The 13,717-nt window shown below is 52.0% G+C and carries 12 protein-coding genes and 1 tRNA gene; 6 read left to right on the top strand and 7 right to left on the bottom strand.

Annotated elements, in window-relative coordinates:
* Positions 1-25 precede the first annotated feature (25 nt).
* The 4 genes from HNEAP_RS07470 to rfbC are packed head-to-tail and all read right to left on the bottom strand — an operon-like array spanning position 26 to position 3,031.
* Complete coding sequence (locus HNEAP_RS07470; RefSeq protein ID WP_208107170.1) at positions 26-412, bottom strand: four helix bundle protein; 387 nt, start codon at positions 410-412, stop codon at positions 26-28.
* Between the two features lie 13 nt (positions 413-425).
* Complete coding sequence (gene rfbB / locus HNEAP_RS07465) at positions 426-1,493, bottom strand: dTDP-glucose 4,6-dehydratase (RefSeq protein WP_012824355.1); 1,068 nt, start codon at positions 1,491-1,493, stop codon at positions 426-428.
* Between the two features lie 16 nt (positions 1,494-1,509).
* Positions 1,510-2,430: a dTDP-4-dehydrorhamnose reductase gene (rfbD, locus tag HNEAP_RS07460; RefSeq protein ID WP_012824354.1), complete on the bottom strand. Its 921-nt coding sequence runs from the start codon at positions 2,428-2,430 to the stop codon at positions 1,510-1,512.
* Between the two features lie 46 nt (positions 2,431-2,476).
* Positions 2,477-3,031: a dTDP-4-dehydrorhamnose 3,5-epimerase gene (gene rfbC / locus HNEAP_RS07455; RefSeq protein WP_012824353.1), complete on the bottom strand. Its 555-nt coding sequence runs from the start codon at positions 3,029-3,031 to the stop codon at positions 2,477-2,479.
* Between the two features lie 225 nt (positions 3,032-3,256).
* Here rfbC and HNEAP_RS07450 point away from each other — a divergent pair, with 225 nt between their 5' ends.
* The 6 genes from HNEAP_RS07450 to HNEAP_RS07425 all read left to right on the top strand — a co-directional run bounded on the left by HNEAP_RS07450 (position 3,257) and on the right by HNEAP_RS07425 (position 10,575).
* On the top strand, positions 3,257-4,438 hold the full coding sequence (locus HNEAP_RS07450) for a polysaccharide biosynthesis/export family protein (protein WP_041600399.1): 1,182 nt from the start codon (positions 3,257-3,259) through the stop codon (positions 4,436-4,438).
* 184 nt (positions 4,439-4,622) lie between these two features.
* A complete protein-coding gene (locus HNEAP_RS07445; protein ID WP_012824351.1) occupies positions 4,623-5,789 on the top strand; it encodes a peptidogalycan biosysnthesis protein in 1,167 nt (388 codons plus the stop codon).
* 17 nt (positions 5,790-5,806) lie between these two features.
* Positions 5,807-6,844: an NAD-dependent epimerase/dehydratase family protein gene (locus HNEAP_RS07440; protein WP_081441123.1), complete on the top strand. Its 1,038-nt coding sequence runs from the start codon at positions 5,807-5,809 to the stop codon at positions 6,842-6,844.
* A gap of 111 nt (positions 6,845-6,955) precedes the next feature.
* Positions 6,956-8,224: a capsule biosynthesis protein gene (locus HNEAP_RS07435; RefSeq protein ID WP_012824349.1), complete on the top strand. Its 1,269-nt coding sequence runs from the start codon at positions 6,956-6,958 to the stop codon at positions 8,222-8,224.
* On the top strand, positions 8,217-9,671 hold the full coding sequence (locus HNEAP_RS07430) for a cytochrome P450 (RefSeq protein ID WP_012824348.1): 1,455 nt from the start codon (positions 8,217-8,219) through the stop codon (positions 9,669-9,671). Before HNEAP_RS07435 ends, HNEAP_RS07430 begins: the two co-directional genes overlap by 8 nt.
* A 7-nt stretch (positions 9,672-9,678) precedes the next feature.
* On the top strand, positions 9,679-10,575 hold the full coding sequence (locus HNEAP_RS07425) for a lysophospholipid acyltransferase family protein (protein ID WP_012824347.1): 897 nt from the start codon (positions 9,679-9,681) through the stop codon (positions 10,573-10,575).
* A 361-nt stretch (positions 10,576-10,936) separates the two neighbouring features.
* Here HNEAP_RS07425 and HNEAP_RS07420 read toward each other — a convergent pair.
* The 3 genes from HNEAP_RS07420 to HNEAP_RS07410 all read right to left on the bottom strand — a co-directional run bounded on the left by HNEAP_RS07420 (position 10,937) and on the right by HNEAP_RS07410 (position 13,446).
* Positions 10,937-11,027 (bottom strand) — tRNA-Ser (locus HNEAP_RS07420).
* Between the two features lie 79 nt (positions 11,028-11,106).
* Positions 11,107-12,435: a 23S rRNA (uracil(1939)-C(5))-methyltransferase RlmD gene (gene rlmD / locus HNEAP_RS07415; protein WP_012824346.1), complete on the bottom strand. Its 1,329-nt coding sequence runs from the start codon at positions 12,433-12,435 to the stop codon at positions 11,107-11,109.
* Between the two features lie 390 nt (positions 12,436-12,825).
* Positions 12,826-13,446 (bottom strand): flavin reductase family protein, encoded by a 621-nt coding sequence (locus HNEAP_RS07410; protein ID WP_012824345.1) that lies wholly within the window; start codon positions 13,444-13,446, stop codon positions 12,826-12,828.
* Positions 13,447-13,717 lie beyond the last annotated feature (271 nt).

The following is a 13,717-nucleotide window of genomic DNA, read 5'->3' as shown; positions in this document are numbered from 1 at the left end:
AATGTTTAATGGTGAATTTTTAATTTCATTTTCTTTCTTTTTGTTGTGCGGTTTTTACTATGCTTGTTAGCAGTTTTGAGATTTCTGTGCTTTCTTCTAACAGGGTTTGTACATGATGTTGTTTTTTATCCAGATATCCGGTTGATATCAGTAGGCGTATCCAGTATTCCGTTTCTCTGGCTTCTTTGCTGGCAATGGACATTTTGGCAATAAAATCTGCTTTGCTTTGTGCTGCTTGCGCTTCATTGGCATTGGCCCCTACGGATGTTCCCGATCTTAACAACTGTTTTGAAAGCACATGCTCTCTATGCTCTTTTACCAAGAACTTGTAAACATTCACAATGCGAATGGCAAAACAGAAACTCTTATCCAGCACCACATTCCCTGTGCCCACCATCTCAAATCCACCCATTAACAATTAACAATTAACAATTAACAATTCCTAGCACCCGCTGCCACCACGATGAATTGTCCAAATACCATTGCACGGTTTTTTTGAGCCCAGATTCAAAAGTTTCCATTGGCGTCCAACCAAGTTCGCGCTGGATTTTGCTGGCATCGATGGCGTAGCGCTGGTCGTGGCCAGGGCGATCTTGCACGAACGTGATGAGATCCCGGTAGGCTGCTACGCCTGCGGGTTTCTCCGGCTTAAGTTCTTCTAGCAAATCACATATGGTTTGCACCACTTCGATATTACGCTGCTCGTTATGCCCACCAATGTTGTATACCTCGCCGATGGCGCCTTGTTCATGCACCAGCACCAATGCGCGGGCATGATCTTCCACATACAGCCAATCGCGGATTTGGTTGCCTTTGCCGTACACGGGTAAGGGCTTGCCTTCGATGGCATTGAGAATCACCAGCGGAATGAGCTTTTCAGGAAAATGATAGGGGCCGTAGTTGTTTGAGCAGTTGGTGGTGATTACCGGCAGGCCATAGGTGTGATGCCAGGCGCGCACGAGATGATCGGATGCGGCTTTGCTCGCAGAGTATGGCGAGTTGGGCTGATAGGCGGTTTCTTCTGTGAATAAGCCGGTTTCACCCAAGCTGCCATAAACTTCATCGGTAGAAATATGTTGAAAGCGGAATGCGGTTTTGCGGGCATCGCTTAGGTCGCTCCAGTATGCCCGCGCGGCTTCGAGCAGGGTGTAGGTGCCTATGATGTTGGTTTGCATAAAAGCGGAAGGGCCGTCGATGGAGCGATCGACATGGCTTTCTGCCGCCAGATGCAAGATGCCGTCGGGTTGATGCTTATTAAACAGTGCCGTCATGGCATCGGCATTGGTAATGTCGGCTTGTTCAAAATGGTATCGTGGGCTGCTGGCAACGGCGGCGATTGATTCCAGATTGCCGGCATAGGTGAGGGCATCAATATTCACCACGATGTGGTCTGTGTTTTCGATCAGATGCCGCACAACAGCCGAGCCAATAAAGCCGGCGCCACCGGTGACCATTAGTTTTTTTTGCGATGCTTGGCTGGGATGAGCGCTCATGTTTCTTCCGGTGGGTTTAAATGTGGGGTTGATCGAGTTCGGCATTGACTTGGCTTAACGCCTCGCGCCAGTCGGGGAGGCGAACACCAAAGGTTTCGGCGAGTTTGTCGGTGTTCAGCACAGAGTACGCCGGGCGTTTGGCTGGCGTGGGAAATTGCGCGGTGGTAATGGGCACAATCCGCTGGCAGGCAATGGTTTCTTGCTGGCGCTGATGCTCGATGATCGCGGTCGCAAAGTCGTGCCAACTGCCTTGGCCGGATGAAACCAGATGATAAATACCGCTGTGTTCGGTGATGAGCGACGGATCGCGTTTGAGTTGGATCAAGATTTGCGCCGTCGCCTGCGCGATGTGCCGCGACCAGGTTGGGCAGCCGGTTTGATCTGCAACAACGCTGAGTTCTTCTCGCTCGCGTGCCAAGCGGCGCATGGTGCGTAAAAAATTGCCGCCACGGGTGCCATAAACCCAACTGGTGCGAAGAATCAAATGGTTGGCGCCCGATGCGGCGATGGCTTGCTCACCTGCCAACTTGCTCTGTCCGTATACGCCTTGCGGATTAGTGGGTTGGTCTTCTTGGTAGGGCTGTTGTGCCGTGCCATCAAAGACATAATCGGTTGAGTAATGAATGAGCGGAATATTGGCCTTTGCGGCGGCTTGCGCCAACTCAGCTACGGCTTCGGCATTGATTCGCATCGCCAACTCGGGCTCTTGTTCGGCCTTGTCGACGGCAGTGTAGGCGGCTGCATTAACGATGCAGTTCGGTTTTGTTTGCCTAATCAATGATTCAAAATCATTATGTTGTGCTAAATCAATTGCGACGGGGAGTGTGCTTCTGCTTGCGGCAATTACGCGCCCCAAGGTGGCAAGCTCACGCTTGAGTTCATAAGCCACTTGCCCTTGGTCGCCAAGAATCAAACAGGTGAATGGTTGTGTATTCATGGCGGCATGGTAATAGGTTAAGTGTTAAGGGAATGTGACGCGTTATCTAGTCGAATTGGGGTAGTTTGTCCGAGGGGTAATCCGCCAGACGAATGCCTTTGGCATCTTTGGCAGAAAGCTCGGGCTGATCAATTGGCCAGGGGATGTTTAAATCAGGGTCGTCCCAAGCAATGGCACCCTCGTTGGCTGGCTGATACAACTCGGTACACTTGTAGGCAAAGAGGGCTGTGTCACTGGTCACGCAAAAGCCATGGGCGAAACCCGGTGGGATATAGAATTGCAACTTGTTCTGCGCCGACAGGGTGTAGCCTTCCCATTGACCGAACGTGGGTGATCCGCGCCGGATGTCGACGGCAACATCAAAGACTTCGCCATCAAGTACCGACACCAGTTTGCCCTGCGGGTTGGGCTCCTGAAAGTGCAATCCACGTAATACACCACGGCGTGATCGAGAGAGATTGTCTTGTACAAAGTTTTCTTCAAGACCGAATTCCCGATACCGCTGCGCGTTCCAGGTTTCCATGAAAAATCCGCGTTCATCGCCGAATACTTTGGGTTCCAGAAGCAGGGTGCCCAAAAGTTTTGTAGGTTTTTTGATCATCAATAATCTTCCGATATGTCCTTTTGAACTATGCCAAGTTTGATAGTTGCGATCAACAGCAATTTTGGGAATGTAGCATCACGCGGTTGGTGTTGAGCATTGTTCTGCGCGAAGCTGGGTTAAAAAGGCATCAACCAGACGCTTTATTCGGTATTCTTGGCGCTAATTTCAGTAATCTGCATGGCCTGGACGAATCTATCCCTTTGTGAAAAAGATTTTAAAAATATGATTTATAACAAATTACATCGTACTTTGCTTCTCTTGCTGCCCATTGTTGCCTTGTCAGGCTGTGTAACGACACCGGGTTGGATGATGCGTGATGGGCCTTCCTCTAACGACATCACTGACCTGGCAGTGAAGCCTAATGCGCCCGTTTTATTGCTTCCTATTGATGCACAAATTAATCAAATGCTCGCAGTAGCGCAGAAACACGACAATTTTGCCTTGGGCTTGTCTGCCGCGCCAAAACCCAATTATGTCATTGGGCCAGGTGATGAGCTGAATGTGAGTGTTTGGGAAGCGCCACCACCGGTGCTGTTTACTTCCGGCTTGGCGAGCGTGACCGGGGGCATGGGGTCAAGCGCAGGCAATGTTACGTTCCCGGCTCAGCGCGTCAGTTCGGATGGGACCATTTCGATTCCGTTCGCCGGTACGATAAAAGTCGCCGGTCTTTCGCCACAACAGGTCGCTGCGCGTATTCGTAAGGCCTTAAAAGGGCTGGCAAATGATCCGCAAGTGCTTGTGCAGGTGCCTAGTAACGCGAGTGCCATGGTGACTGTTGTCGGCGATGTGCAGCAAAGTATTCGAATGCCACTCACTGCGGCGGGTTTGCGTTTGCTGGATGCTTTGGCGGCGGCAGGGGGAACAAAAGATCCGGTCGATAAAGAAACGGTGCAGATTACGCGCGGTAAAGAGGTTTTATCTGTGCCCTTGCGCAAGGTGATCGACAACCCTACCCAGAATGTGGCGTTGGCGCCCAATGACGTGATAACGGTTCTGAACAAGCCGATGAGCCTGACCGTGCTGGGCGCGGTTGCTAAAAATGATGAATTGAATTTTGAAGCGCAGGGCATCTCGTTGGCTCAGGCATTGGGCCGTGCGGGCGGGCTGCTGGATAACCGTGCCGATGCGCGCGCGGTGTTCGTGTTTCGATTTGAGCAGCCTGGCGTGTTGGGCAAGCTCGCCAAAAGCGCTCCACACCTTCAAAATGGTGACGTACCGGTGGTATATCAGCTTAACTTGATGAATCCAGCGGCTTTGCTCATGGCGCAAAATTTCCCCATGAAAAACAAAGATGTGCTGTATGTGGCCAATGCGCCAGCGGCTGAGTTCCAGAAGTTTTTAACCATTATTACCTCATCGATATATTCAGTTGATCGAGTGGTAAACATTTCCGCCGGTAACTAAGGGGCATCGAAAAACATTAGCCTTCGATGGTTTTCGGTTATAGGCACCTCGAAATACCCGTGATTCGTCGTTCTCGCCAAAGCGGGAACCCAGTAAAATCATGGCGCTGGATTCCCGCCTACTCGGGAATGACGAATTTTTCGAGCTTCCCGTATGTCGAAAATATTGGTTGGAAAGGATGCTTATGATCAAAACGCGGGTGTTCTCATCGATCACGCAGATTGATCCTCTTTTGTGGGATGGGCTGGTTGCGAATCGGTCAATTACCTTTTCACATGCGTTTTGGCGGGTTATTGAGCAGTCACATCTCAATGATTTTGCATACCGCTATGTGATCTTTTTTGATGCTGATGATCAACCCATCGGGTCGACAACCTGCTACGTGGTGACGACCGACATCGCTATTTTCGCCCCGCTTTGGCTGCGTAATTTTCTGATTAAAGCCCGCCGGTTTTACAGTAATTTTCTGAAGCTAAAGATGCTTGAGTGCGGCACACCCATTATCTTGAACAGCCCGCCGTTTGTGATTCACCCTGATGTTGACTTGAGCGATTTGGTCGAGCCCTTGCATAAGGCACTCAAGCAGCAGGCGCGGAAGGATGGTGTGCTTTTAATGCTACTGCGCGATTTCGAAACCCCTGAAGAGGGGCTGTTTGAGCCTCTGAAAAATTTGGGTTATCACGAGGTGATGGGCTTGCCCAATACTTATCTGGATATTCGTTGGCCCAGTATCGAGGCCTATCGCGCTGATTTGAAAAGCTATTACCGCAGCAAGGTGAATAATCATTTAAGGAAGAACGCAGAGCTCGATGTTCATCATGACCTGCTGGATGATTTCGCCCATCTGGCTGATGACTTATGCGCTCAATGGATGAATGTGCACGAACGAGCGAATGAGTTTCAGCGCGAGGTGCTTACGCCTACTTTTTATCGGGAGCTATCGCAGCAATTGCGCCCTCACGCCAAAATCTTGCGTTTTTTCAAGGGCGAAAACTGGGTAGGTCACGCTTTACTGCTGCATGACCGAGATGAAGTGCGTTGGCTGTATTTTGGCCGCGCTGAGCCGGTGAATGACAGCTTGTATTTGTATGTGGTGCAGGCGGTAATACAAACCACGATCGATCTGGATGCCAAGCGTCTGGAGATGGGGCTAACAACCTACCCAATCAAACAGGATGCCGGCGCGCGGCTGGAGCCGATTCGCTTTGCGATTCGTAGCCCAAACGATTTGATTAACCCGATTGTGGGGCGCGTTTATGCCTTACTGAATAAGTTGCCGAACTTGCGCGATAAGCAGGTGTTTAAATCTCAGTCGCAAGATGCCGCTGCCAATGAAGCCGATGAACCATGAACGGGCACGATTAAGCCATGGCTGCCTGCGCTAACCAGTCAACGGACTACGCCGGAGCCACTGTGTGTGTGACAGGTGCCACGGGGTTTTTGGGCGGGCATTTGGTTCGGCGATTATTGAAGTTTGGTGCTCGTGTGACGGTGCTGGCGCGTTCGCCCGAAAAATTACCGCCAGATATCGCATCAAGATTAACCATTGTGCCGGGTGATTTGTCATCGCTTGCAGCACTTGAACAGGCTGTTTGCGATTGCGACTTTATTTTCCACTGCGCTGCGAATGTTGCGACCTGGGATCAGCGAGCCAATTACGATGCCGCCAATATCGAAGGGGTTTGCAACCTGATAGCCGCGATAAATCGTGCGCCGCATGATCGTTTGCGGCGCTTGGTGCATGTTTCTACTGTGGATGTATATGGCTTTCCGGTTAGGCCCGCCGATGAGTCCATGCCGCTGCCCGTCAACGACTTTGGCTACGGTGAGAGCAAACGGCTCGGCGAGAAAACTATGCGTGCTGAATGCGACCGCTTGGGTATTCCGTACACGGTGATTCGGCCCGGTAATATCACAGGGCCCGGCAGCCCGTTTATTTCAAGGATAGGTAAGGAACTGGTATCGGGATTAATGCTGAAAATCAACAGCGGGCAGGTTCATGCTGGCTTGATCGATGTGGACAACCTGCTTGACGTGTTGCTTTGGTCGGGGGTGAGCGCGAATGCTTTGAATGCGGTGTTCAATGCGCGCGATCCATATGCGGTGAGCTGGAACGAGTTTCTTCGTGATTTCAAGGCGCAGTTGGCGGGAAAGGGCATCGTTCTGAATTTGGGGTATTGGCCAGCGATAATGGCGGCACGGTTGATTGCTGGGGGGCATTCGATGCTGCGCTTGTCCGGCGAGCCTTTGTTGCACCCGTTGATTGTGCAGATTTTCGGTAAAACTTGCGGGCATTCGATTGAGCGCATCCAAAACGCAGGTGCACCGCTTGGGACAGTGGATTATGCCACCAGCCTTGCGCGTTCTGTTGCTTGGTTCAAGGCGCAGCAGAGCGAAATGTCATGAGGGAATCTCGAAAAACTCGTCATTCCCGCGTAGGCGGGAATCCAGCGCCCTTGACTTTTCTGGGTTCCCGCTTTCGCGGGAACGACGAATCACGGGTATTTCGAGGTGCCCATGAGTAAGTTGGCATGGAATCAATCAGCAAAAGCATCTCGGCATTTTGTTTTTTTGCAGGGTATGCCATCTGCTTTTTTTCGTCTTGTGGGCGATGCGCTCGAAAAGAGTAGCCATCGGGTGAGTCGCATTAACTTTTGTGCGGGCGATTGGTTGTTTTGGCATGATCGGCGCGCGTTGAGTTATCGCGGCACCTTGGCCGATTGGCCGAACTTTTTTGGCCAATGGCTGCACGATGCCCACGCCACCGATGTGGTGCTGTTGGGCGAGCAACGCAAATACCACCGCGAGGCTGTTCAGGTCGCCAAAGCGGCGGGCGTTCGGGTGTGGGCGACCGACTTTGGTTATCTGCGACCCGACTGGATTACGCTTGAAGCCAATGGCTTGGGGGGTAATTCGACCATGCCGCGCGATCTGGCTGAAATTGAGCGATTGGCGGCAAATTTACCCCCCGTGGATTTTCAACGGAAATATCACGACAGCAGTTGGCGCATGTCGCTGGGCGATTTGGCGGCCAGTTTTGCGACGGTGTTTTTTTCTGTGTTTTATCCCCGTTATCAACAATCGGATGCCCGCCCGCATCCTTTGATTTATTTTCCGGCGATGGGGTTAAGTTTGTTGGTTAAGGCGTGGCAGCAAAAACCCGCGCTGCGCCTATTTGCACATATCAATAGGCGGGGCAGGGCGTATTTTGTGTTCCCCTTGCAACTTAATCACGATTTTCAAATTCAGGCCTATTCGCCCTTTGCGGGTATGGGCGATGCCATCTCGCTTGTGTTGGCATCGTTTGCGCGCCATGCCCCAATAGAATGTGACTTGCTGATTAAAAGCCATCCTTGGGATCCGGGGTTGCACAACTGGAATAAACAGATTCAAAAAGAAGCCCGTCAGTTGGGTATTGCCGAGCGGGTGTTTTATTTCAATGGTGGCGATTTGAATGCCATGATGCGCAAGGCGCGGGGCGTAGTGACGGTTAATAGCACATCAGGATTGCAGGCGTTACAGATGGGGCGAGCGGTTAAGGTGCTGGGTGCCTGTGTGTATGATGTGCCGGAGCTGGTGGATACCCAAAGCCTGGATGATTTTTGGCAGAACCCGACACCGCCGGATGCCACGCAATTAGCCGACTTTATTCGTTTATTGGTGCAGCAAACGCAAATTCGCGGCGTGTTTTTTGGCCGCGCGGATGGCTCGCCAAGCGTTATCAATTTTGCCCAACGACTCACAGAACCGTCTCATTTAACTCAGGAACTGATTAATCATGCCTGAAAGCACTTTTGAACGCTTGCCCGAAGCCTACCGTGATTTGAATGAGCCGCCGCCGGTCGCGGTAGCGCCGCCCGATACTTGGCTTAAAGACTGGTCGGCTATTTTGAAATTACGCAAAAATTTATTGGTTTTGTGGCCCAAGCGGGCGTATGAAGGCAAAACATTTACCGCCCAATTATTCAAACAGCATTATTTTATTTGTAACAGCCCGGATAGCGTGCGGCGCGTGTTTTTGGATGAGCACGATAATTACGATCAAAAAAGCCCGCAAATGCGTCATTCGCTTGAGCCATTATTGGGTGATGGTTTATTTGTGAGCGATGGCGCGGTGTGGAAAGAGCGCCGCGCGTATTGCGCACCGGCATTTGAATCCGAGCTGTTGCCCGATTTCGCGGCCATCATGGTGGATTCTGCCCGCGAATTGGCCGATCACTGGGAAAGCCTGCCGGCGGGTAGTTCGATCGATATGCTGAACGAGATGGCGCGCTTGACCTCGCGCATTATCGGCCGAACGATTTTTGGCGACGATACTTCAGAGGCAGAAGCGGCGACCGTTGTCGATAATTTCTCACAGTATCAAAAAGCGATCGAGCAACTTAATTTCTCTGATTCATTCGGCCTGCCGCACTTAAAATGGTTGGGTAACCCCATGGCTAAGTGGCAAAGCCTGCGGGCGGCGCAAAAAATTCACACAGTGATTGATCAAATCATCGAACGTCATCCGCAGCGCGCCAAACCCGAATCGCCCACTTTACTCTCCTATCTATTGGGCGAACACACCAGCAAAAAAACCAGTGGAAAGCGCTGCCCACTGTCTAGCGTCGATGCGCGAAATGAAGCGATTGTGATGTTTATGGCCGGGCACGAAACCACCGCAAATAGCCTGGCATGGGTTTGGTATTTGCTGGATCGCTACCCCCGCGTGGCCGAAAAACTCCAAGAAGAGTTAACCCAAATGCTGGGTGATCGCTCACCGCGCTTTGAGGATGTGCCGCAGTTGCCATACACGCGGGCAATTTTTGAAGAAACCTTGCGGCTGTATCCGCCCGTACCGGTTTTGAGCCGACAGGCACGCGCCAGCGATGAGATTCGCGGCAAAGCCGTGCCGCCAAATTCCATTATTTTGGTTATTCCCTGGTTGCTGCATCGCCATAATCTGTATTGGGAAAAGCCCAATCACTTCATCCCAGAGCGTTTCATGCCCGGGCAGCCCCGCCCCGACAAGTTTGTGTACATTCCCTTCAGTGTCGGGCCTCGGGTGTGCCTGGGGTTGCGTTTTGGGCTGACCGAAGGGATTTTGTGTCTGGCCACACTGGCACAGCGCTTTCGCGCCAAGCTCAAAGTAGGGCATGAGGTGGAAATTGAATGCAGACTCACCTTGCGCCCACAAGACGGCTTACCCATGCAGCTTGAGCCAACCGCGTCCAGCGTAACACCGCCGCAATGAGGTGAGCATGAATGTAAACGATGCAAAAGATCTGCTGCTCGCGCGTTTGTTCATGGTGCTGCCGCTCAATTGGGTGGACAGAATCGGTACATTCTTAGGCGAACGCCATGCACGCAGGGGTATTCGTGCCAATAGAAAGTGGGCTCAGCGAATGCATAACCATTTCGAACGGCTTTGGGGTATACAGGATGCGGCAGAACGCGAGCGGTTTATTATCGAACATCAAGGTTGCATGGGACGTGTGTTGGCACAAATTCCTGTGCTGCATCGGCTGGTACGTGCGAATCGTTTGACCATTTCTGGTGCCGAACACTTTGCAAAGCTCAAGGGCCCAGTGTTAATCGTCACGGCGCATTTGTCGCAGTGGGAGCTCATCGGCCGAGTAGCGGAACTCATTGGCGGGCAATTCTGCGACATCTATGTGCCGCAAACCGGTGCACGCGAACAGATCACCCAGAAGGTCCGCATGGGTTGGCGATTAGCGGAAGGGAAGCCGGGGAAGTTAATCCCTGCGGGCCCTCATACGATGCGCGAAGTTGCCCGCGCTATTTATGAGGGTAGTAATCTGATTTTGTTTATCGATGAAGAAGCCGAAGGTGAAGTTCGTGCCCCCCGCCTAGGACGTGAACCGTTATACGCCGGCAATCGCTGGTTTGCGGCGCGCTTAGCAATAAAGCACCAAATGACTGTTTTGCCTGTGCATTTTGAAACCACCGAACAGGGTGACTATCGCGCGGTGATTGAGTCACCTTTGCCATTGCCAAGGGAAGGCAGCCCCGCCGAACGGACGAGACATTTTGCTGACATGCTGGATCAAAAATTAGAGCAATGGGTTATGCACGCCCCTAACGACTGGTATTGGCTACCGCTGCTTGAATTGAATCACGCCAAAAAAAAGAGTTGATGCAAACCCGTATTTTTTTGGGTGCCTCGTAACTCCCGTGTCCTCAATCCAGTAAAATTCGATCATTCTGCCCTTCTGTCTTAACCCAATGCCATTGTTTTTGGCCCTCATTCAAAAACGAATAGAGATCGGCGTGCGCAGAACTTTTCCGATAGCATGCAAAGCTAAGCAACCCAAGCCAATCAAACGCTACAGAGGGATTCTGATTTGGGATGTTTTTTCGCTAAAGAAAACAAGACGAATTCGGATGGTCATGGAGCCGCACTTTCCTGCCAAACATCAAAGTGTGGGCATGGGTGTGGGCATGATCGTCTGGTTTGTTTGCAATTCGCTTTAGAATCAAGCGAATACATATGAAAAATGGCGGAGCGAGAGGGATTCGAACCCTCGATACGGGGTTACCGTATACACACTTTCCAGGCGTGCTCCTTCAACCACTCGGACACCGCTCCAGTTTTTTCGCGCGTCTAGACAGACGGGCAGGAAAGTGGCGCGGATTCTAGCAATCGTGCGGGGCTTTAGCAAACAAACTTATGTCTTTGCTCGCTCGAATACGGCCATGGATTCAATGTGGCTGGTATGCGGGAACATGTCCATGACGCCCGCAGCGATCAGGCGGTAGCCGTGTTCACGTACCAGGATGTGGGCATCGCGTGCCAGTGAGCCCGGATGACAGGATACATACACAATCCGTTCGGGGGCGAAGCGCGCGATGTGCGGCATCATGGCTTCGGCGCCGGCGCGGGGTGGGTCGAGCAGAACGCGGTCGTAGGTTTGTTGCATCCAGAGATGAGTCGGATCGGGTTCAAACAGGTTGCCGATGACATGTTCGGTATTTGTGATGCCGTTGGCGGCGGCCGATTGCGCACCGCGCTTGACCATGTGTTCATCTAGCTCAACGGCGGTTACTTTGGCGGCCTTGCGGGCGATGGGTAGGGTGAAATTTCCGAGTCCGGCGAAAAGGTCGAGTACATGATCGCCCGGTTGCACATCCAGCCATTCCAGTGCCTGCACAATCATGGCCCGATTGACGTCCGTATTGATCTGGATGAAGTCCAGTGGCGTGAATTCTATGGAGACATCGAAACTGGGATGCGCGTATGTCAGCGGGGCGACGTGCGCTTTGTCGAGTGGGTGAACGCTGTCGTTGCTCCCGGGTTGAAGGTAGATGTCGAAGCCTTCCTGTGTGCCGAAGTTCCGGAGCTTTTCCTTATCGCTCTGGCTCAGGGGGTCGAGGTTGCGAAATACCAGCGCTACACGGTCATCGCCGCAGGCCACTTCGATTTGTGGGATGCGTTCACGGGCTTCCAGGCTGTGGATGATCTCGCCAATTTCGGTCAGTCGTTCGCCTACGCGGGGATCAAGCACGCGGCAGTTTTGCAGATCGGAGAGAAAATGGGTGTGTCGTTCTCTGAAGCCGACTATCACCCGCCCTTTTTTCTGTACGTATTTGACGCCGAGCCGGGCCTTGCGGCGATAACCCCAATTCGCCCGTGCCAATGCAGGCAGTACGGTTGCTGGGCTGACCTTGCCGATGCGTTGCAGTTGGTCGAGTAGTGCTTGTTCTTTGGTGGCCAGTTGTTTCTCGCTGGTGAGATGTTGCATAGAGCAGCCGCCACATTGGTCAAAGTGCGGGCAGGGTGGGGTGATGCGATCCGGTGAGGTTTGTTCGACGGCGACGGTATCGCCCTCGTCAAAGTGTTTTTTCCGATTGGTGTAGATAAAGCGCACCGTCTCGCCCGGTAACGCGCGACCGATAAATGTGGCTTTGCCATCGATGTGGCTGACACCACGACCTTCAAGGGTGAGGGATTCTATTTGGGCTTGAAATTCACCCTTCGGCAACTTTGGTTTTCGCACGATTCGATGGGCTCCTCGGATGAGACGGCGACAAGTTTGGGGGTGGTATTGAATCAGGGTTTGTTGCGTCGGGGAAGAGGGGCAAGACGCCATGGCCTTCTTGAGCAAAGTAATGGGTGAGCAAAGAACCTGTTCACGGCAGGCGCGGACGCAAGCGCGATATCAAGCGCAGCACACATGCTTCGGTGGCAGGATTCGTAAAGCCACAGTACATAACCGTGCGCGGGTCGACATGGTGGCGCACCTCAAGATCAGGGTGCTGTGCCGAGATGTTCGCCAGCAAGTCTAGGGTGATCGCAATAACGATCAAGACCCAAAAGCGCTGTAATTGTTATCCGTAATGTCTGGTCAAAATGCTGGTCAGGTTGAACCGAGCACTTTTGAGCATGATCACGAGTGGTCTTGCTGCCACTGCGCATACGAGACGCGGGCGATATCGAAGCGATCGGTCGTGTGGCAATAAACGGAGGGTGAGCCCATGCGTCCGATTGGTGCAAAGTTGTTGATATGCAAGCGTTCATCGATCAAGTCATTATGAACGTGGAACATCACTACTTCCCCAATAATCAGAGTGTTTGCACCGAGCTGTTGTTCGCTGAATAGTTTGCATTCCATACTGGCTTTGGCTTGTGCCACGCGAGGAACCGCGATCTTTTCGGATGGCGCGGTATGCAAATTGGCAACCTCCAATTCACTGATCTGTGCAGGGAAGTCTGCGGCAGAAATGTTCATGGCGTTGAATAACTCTTCCGTCACCAGATTCACGACGAATTCACCGTTCTCATGGACGTTCCTAGCCGTATCCTTGGGGCCGCCCGCATCGTTTTTGCCCACGCTGAACATCACATAAAGCGGGTCGCTCCCGATGGCATTGAAAAAACTGTAGGGTGCCAGATTGACGACACCATCCGAACTCAGGCTGCTGATCCACGCGATTGGACGAGGAACGACGAGATTCGTCAGCAATTTGTAGTTGTCCATATTTGAATGCTGTGCGGGATCGATGTGCATAGTGCGTTCCTCAGTGGATCGGGTTTTGGAGTTCAGTAGTATTGCAATCTTAAAAAGGTTAGTCGATCAGCTGATCTGCCGCATGAATGGTTCGTAAATAGGGCGGTACGGTTTCTTCGGTTTAGATAAATATTTTGCATGAACGAAATAGAGCAGGGCAGCGCGCGTGAAGTCGTGCAGGGAATTAAATCGCCGTTGTTTGCTCATACACTCGTTGTTGTCGCCTGTTTTGCAGCGATGGCTGGGGTACACTAATCTTCTTCCACGTTTT

The sequence above is a fragment of the Halothiobacillus neapolitanus c2 genome, from assembly GCF_000024765.1.
GTDB lineage: Bacteria > Pseudomonadota > Gammaproteobacteria > Halothiobacillales > Halothiobacillaceae > Halothiobacillus > Halothiobacillus neapolitanus.
Note: the sequence above shows the minus strand (reverse complement) of the source record. Positions and strands in the feature narration are given on the sequence as shown.

Bases quoted from the DNA above. Each gene is read 5' to 3' on its own strand.
- HNEAP_RS07470 (WP_208107170.1), bottom strand. From the start codon at position 412: ATGGGTGGATTTGAGATGGTGGGCACAGGGAATGTGGTGCTGGATAAG.
- rfbB (WP_012824355.1), bottom strand. From the start codon at position 1,493: ATGAGCGCTCATCCCAGCCAAGCATCGCAAAAAAAACTAATGGTCACC.
- rfbD (WP_012824354.1), bottom strand. From the start codon at position 2,430: ATGAATACACAACCATTCACCTGTTTGATTCTTGGCGACCAAGGGCAA.
- rfbC (WP_012824353.1), bottom strand. From the start codon at position 3,031: ATGATCAAAAAACCTACAAAACTTTTGGGCACCCTGCTTCTGGAACCC.
- HNEAP_RS07450 (WP_041600399.1), top strand. From the start codon at position 3,257: ATGATTTATAACAAATTACATCGTACTTTGCTTCTCTTGCTGCCCATT.
- HNEAP_RS07445 (WP_012824351.1), top strand. From the start codon at position 4,623: ATGATCAAAACGCGGGTGTTCTCATCGATCACGCAGATTGATCCTCTT.
- HNEAP_RS07440 (WP_081441123.1), top strand. From the start codon at position 5,807: ATGGCTGCCTGCGCTAACCAGTCAACGGACTACGCCGGAGCCACTGTG.
- HNEAP_RS07435 (WP_012824349.1), top strand. From the start codon at position 6,956: ATGAGTAAGTTGGCATGGAATCAATCAGCAAAAGCATCTCGGCATTTT.
- HNEAP_RS07430 (WP_012824348.1), top strand. From the start codon at position 8,217: ATGCCTGAAAGCACTTTTGAACGCTTGCCCGAAGCCTACCGTGATTTG.
- HNEAP_RS07425 (WP_012824347.1), top strand. From the start codon at position 9,679: ATGAATGTAAACGATGCAAAAGATCTGCTGCTCGCGCGTTTGTTCATG.
- HNEAP_RS07410 (WP_012824345.1), bottom strand. From the start codon at position 13,446: ATGCACATCGATCCCGCACAGCATTCAAATATGGACAACTACAAATTG.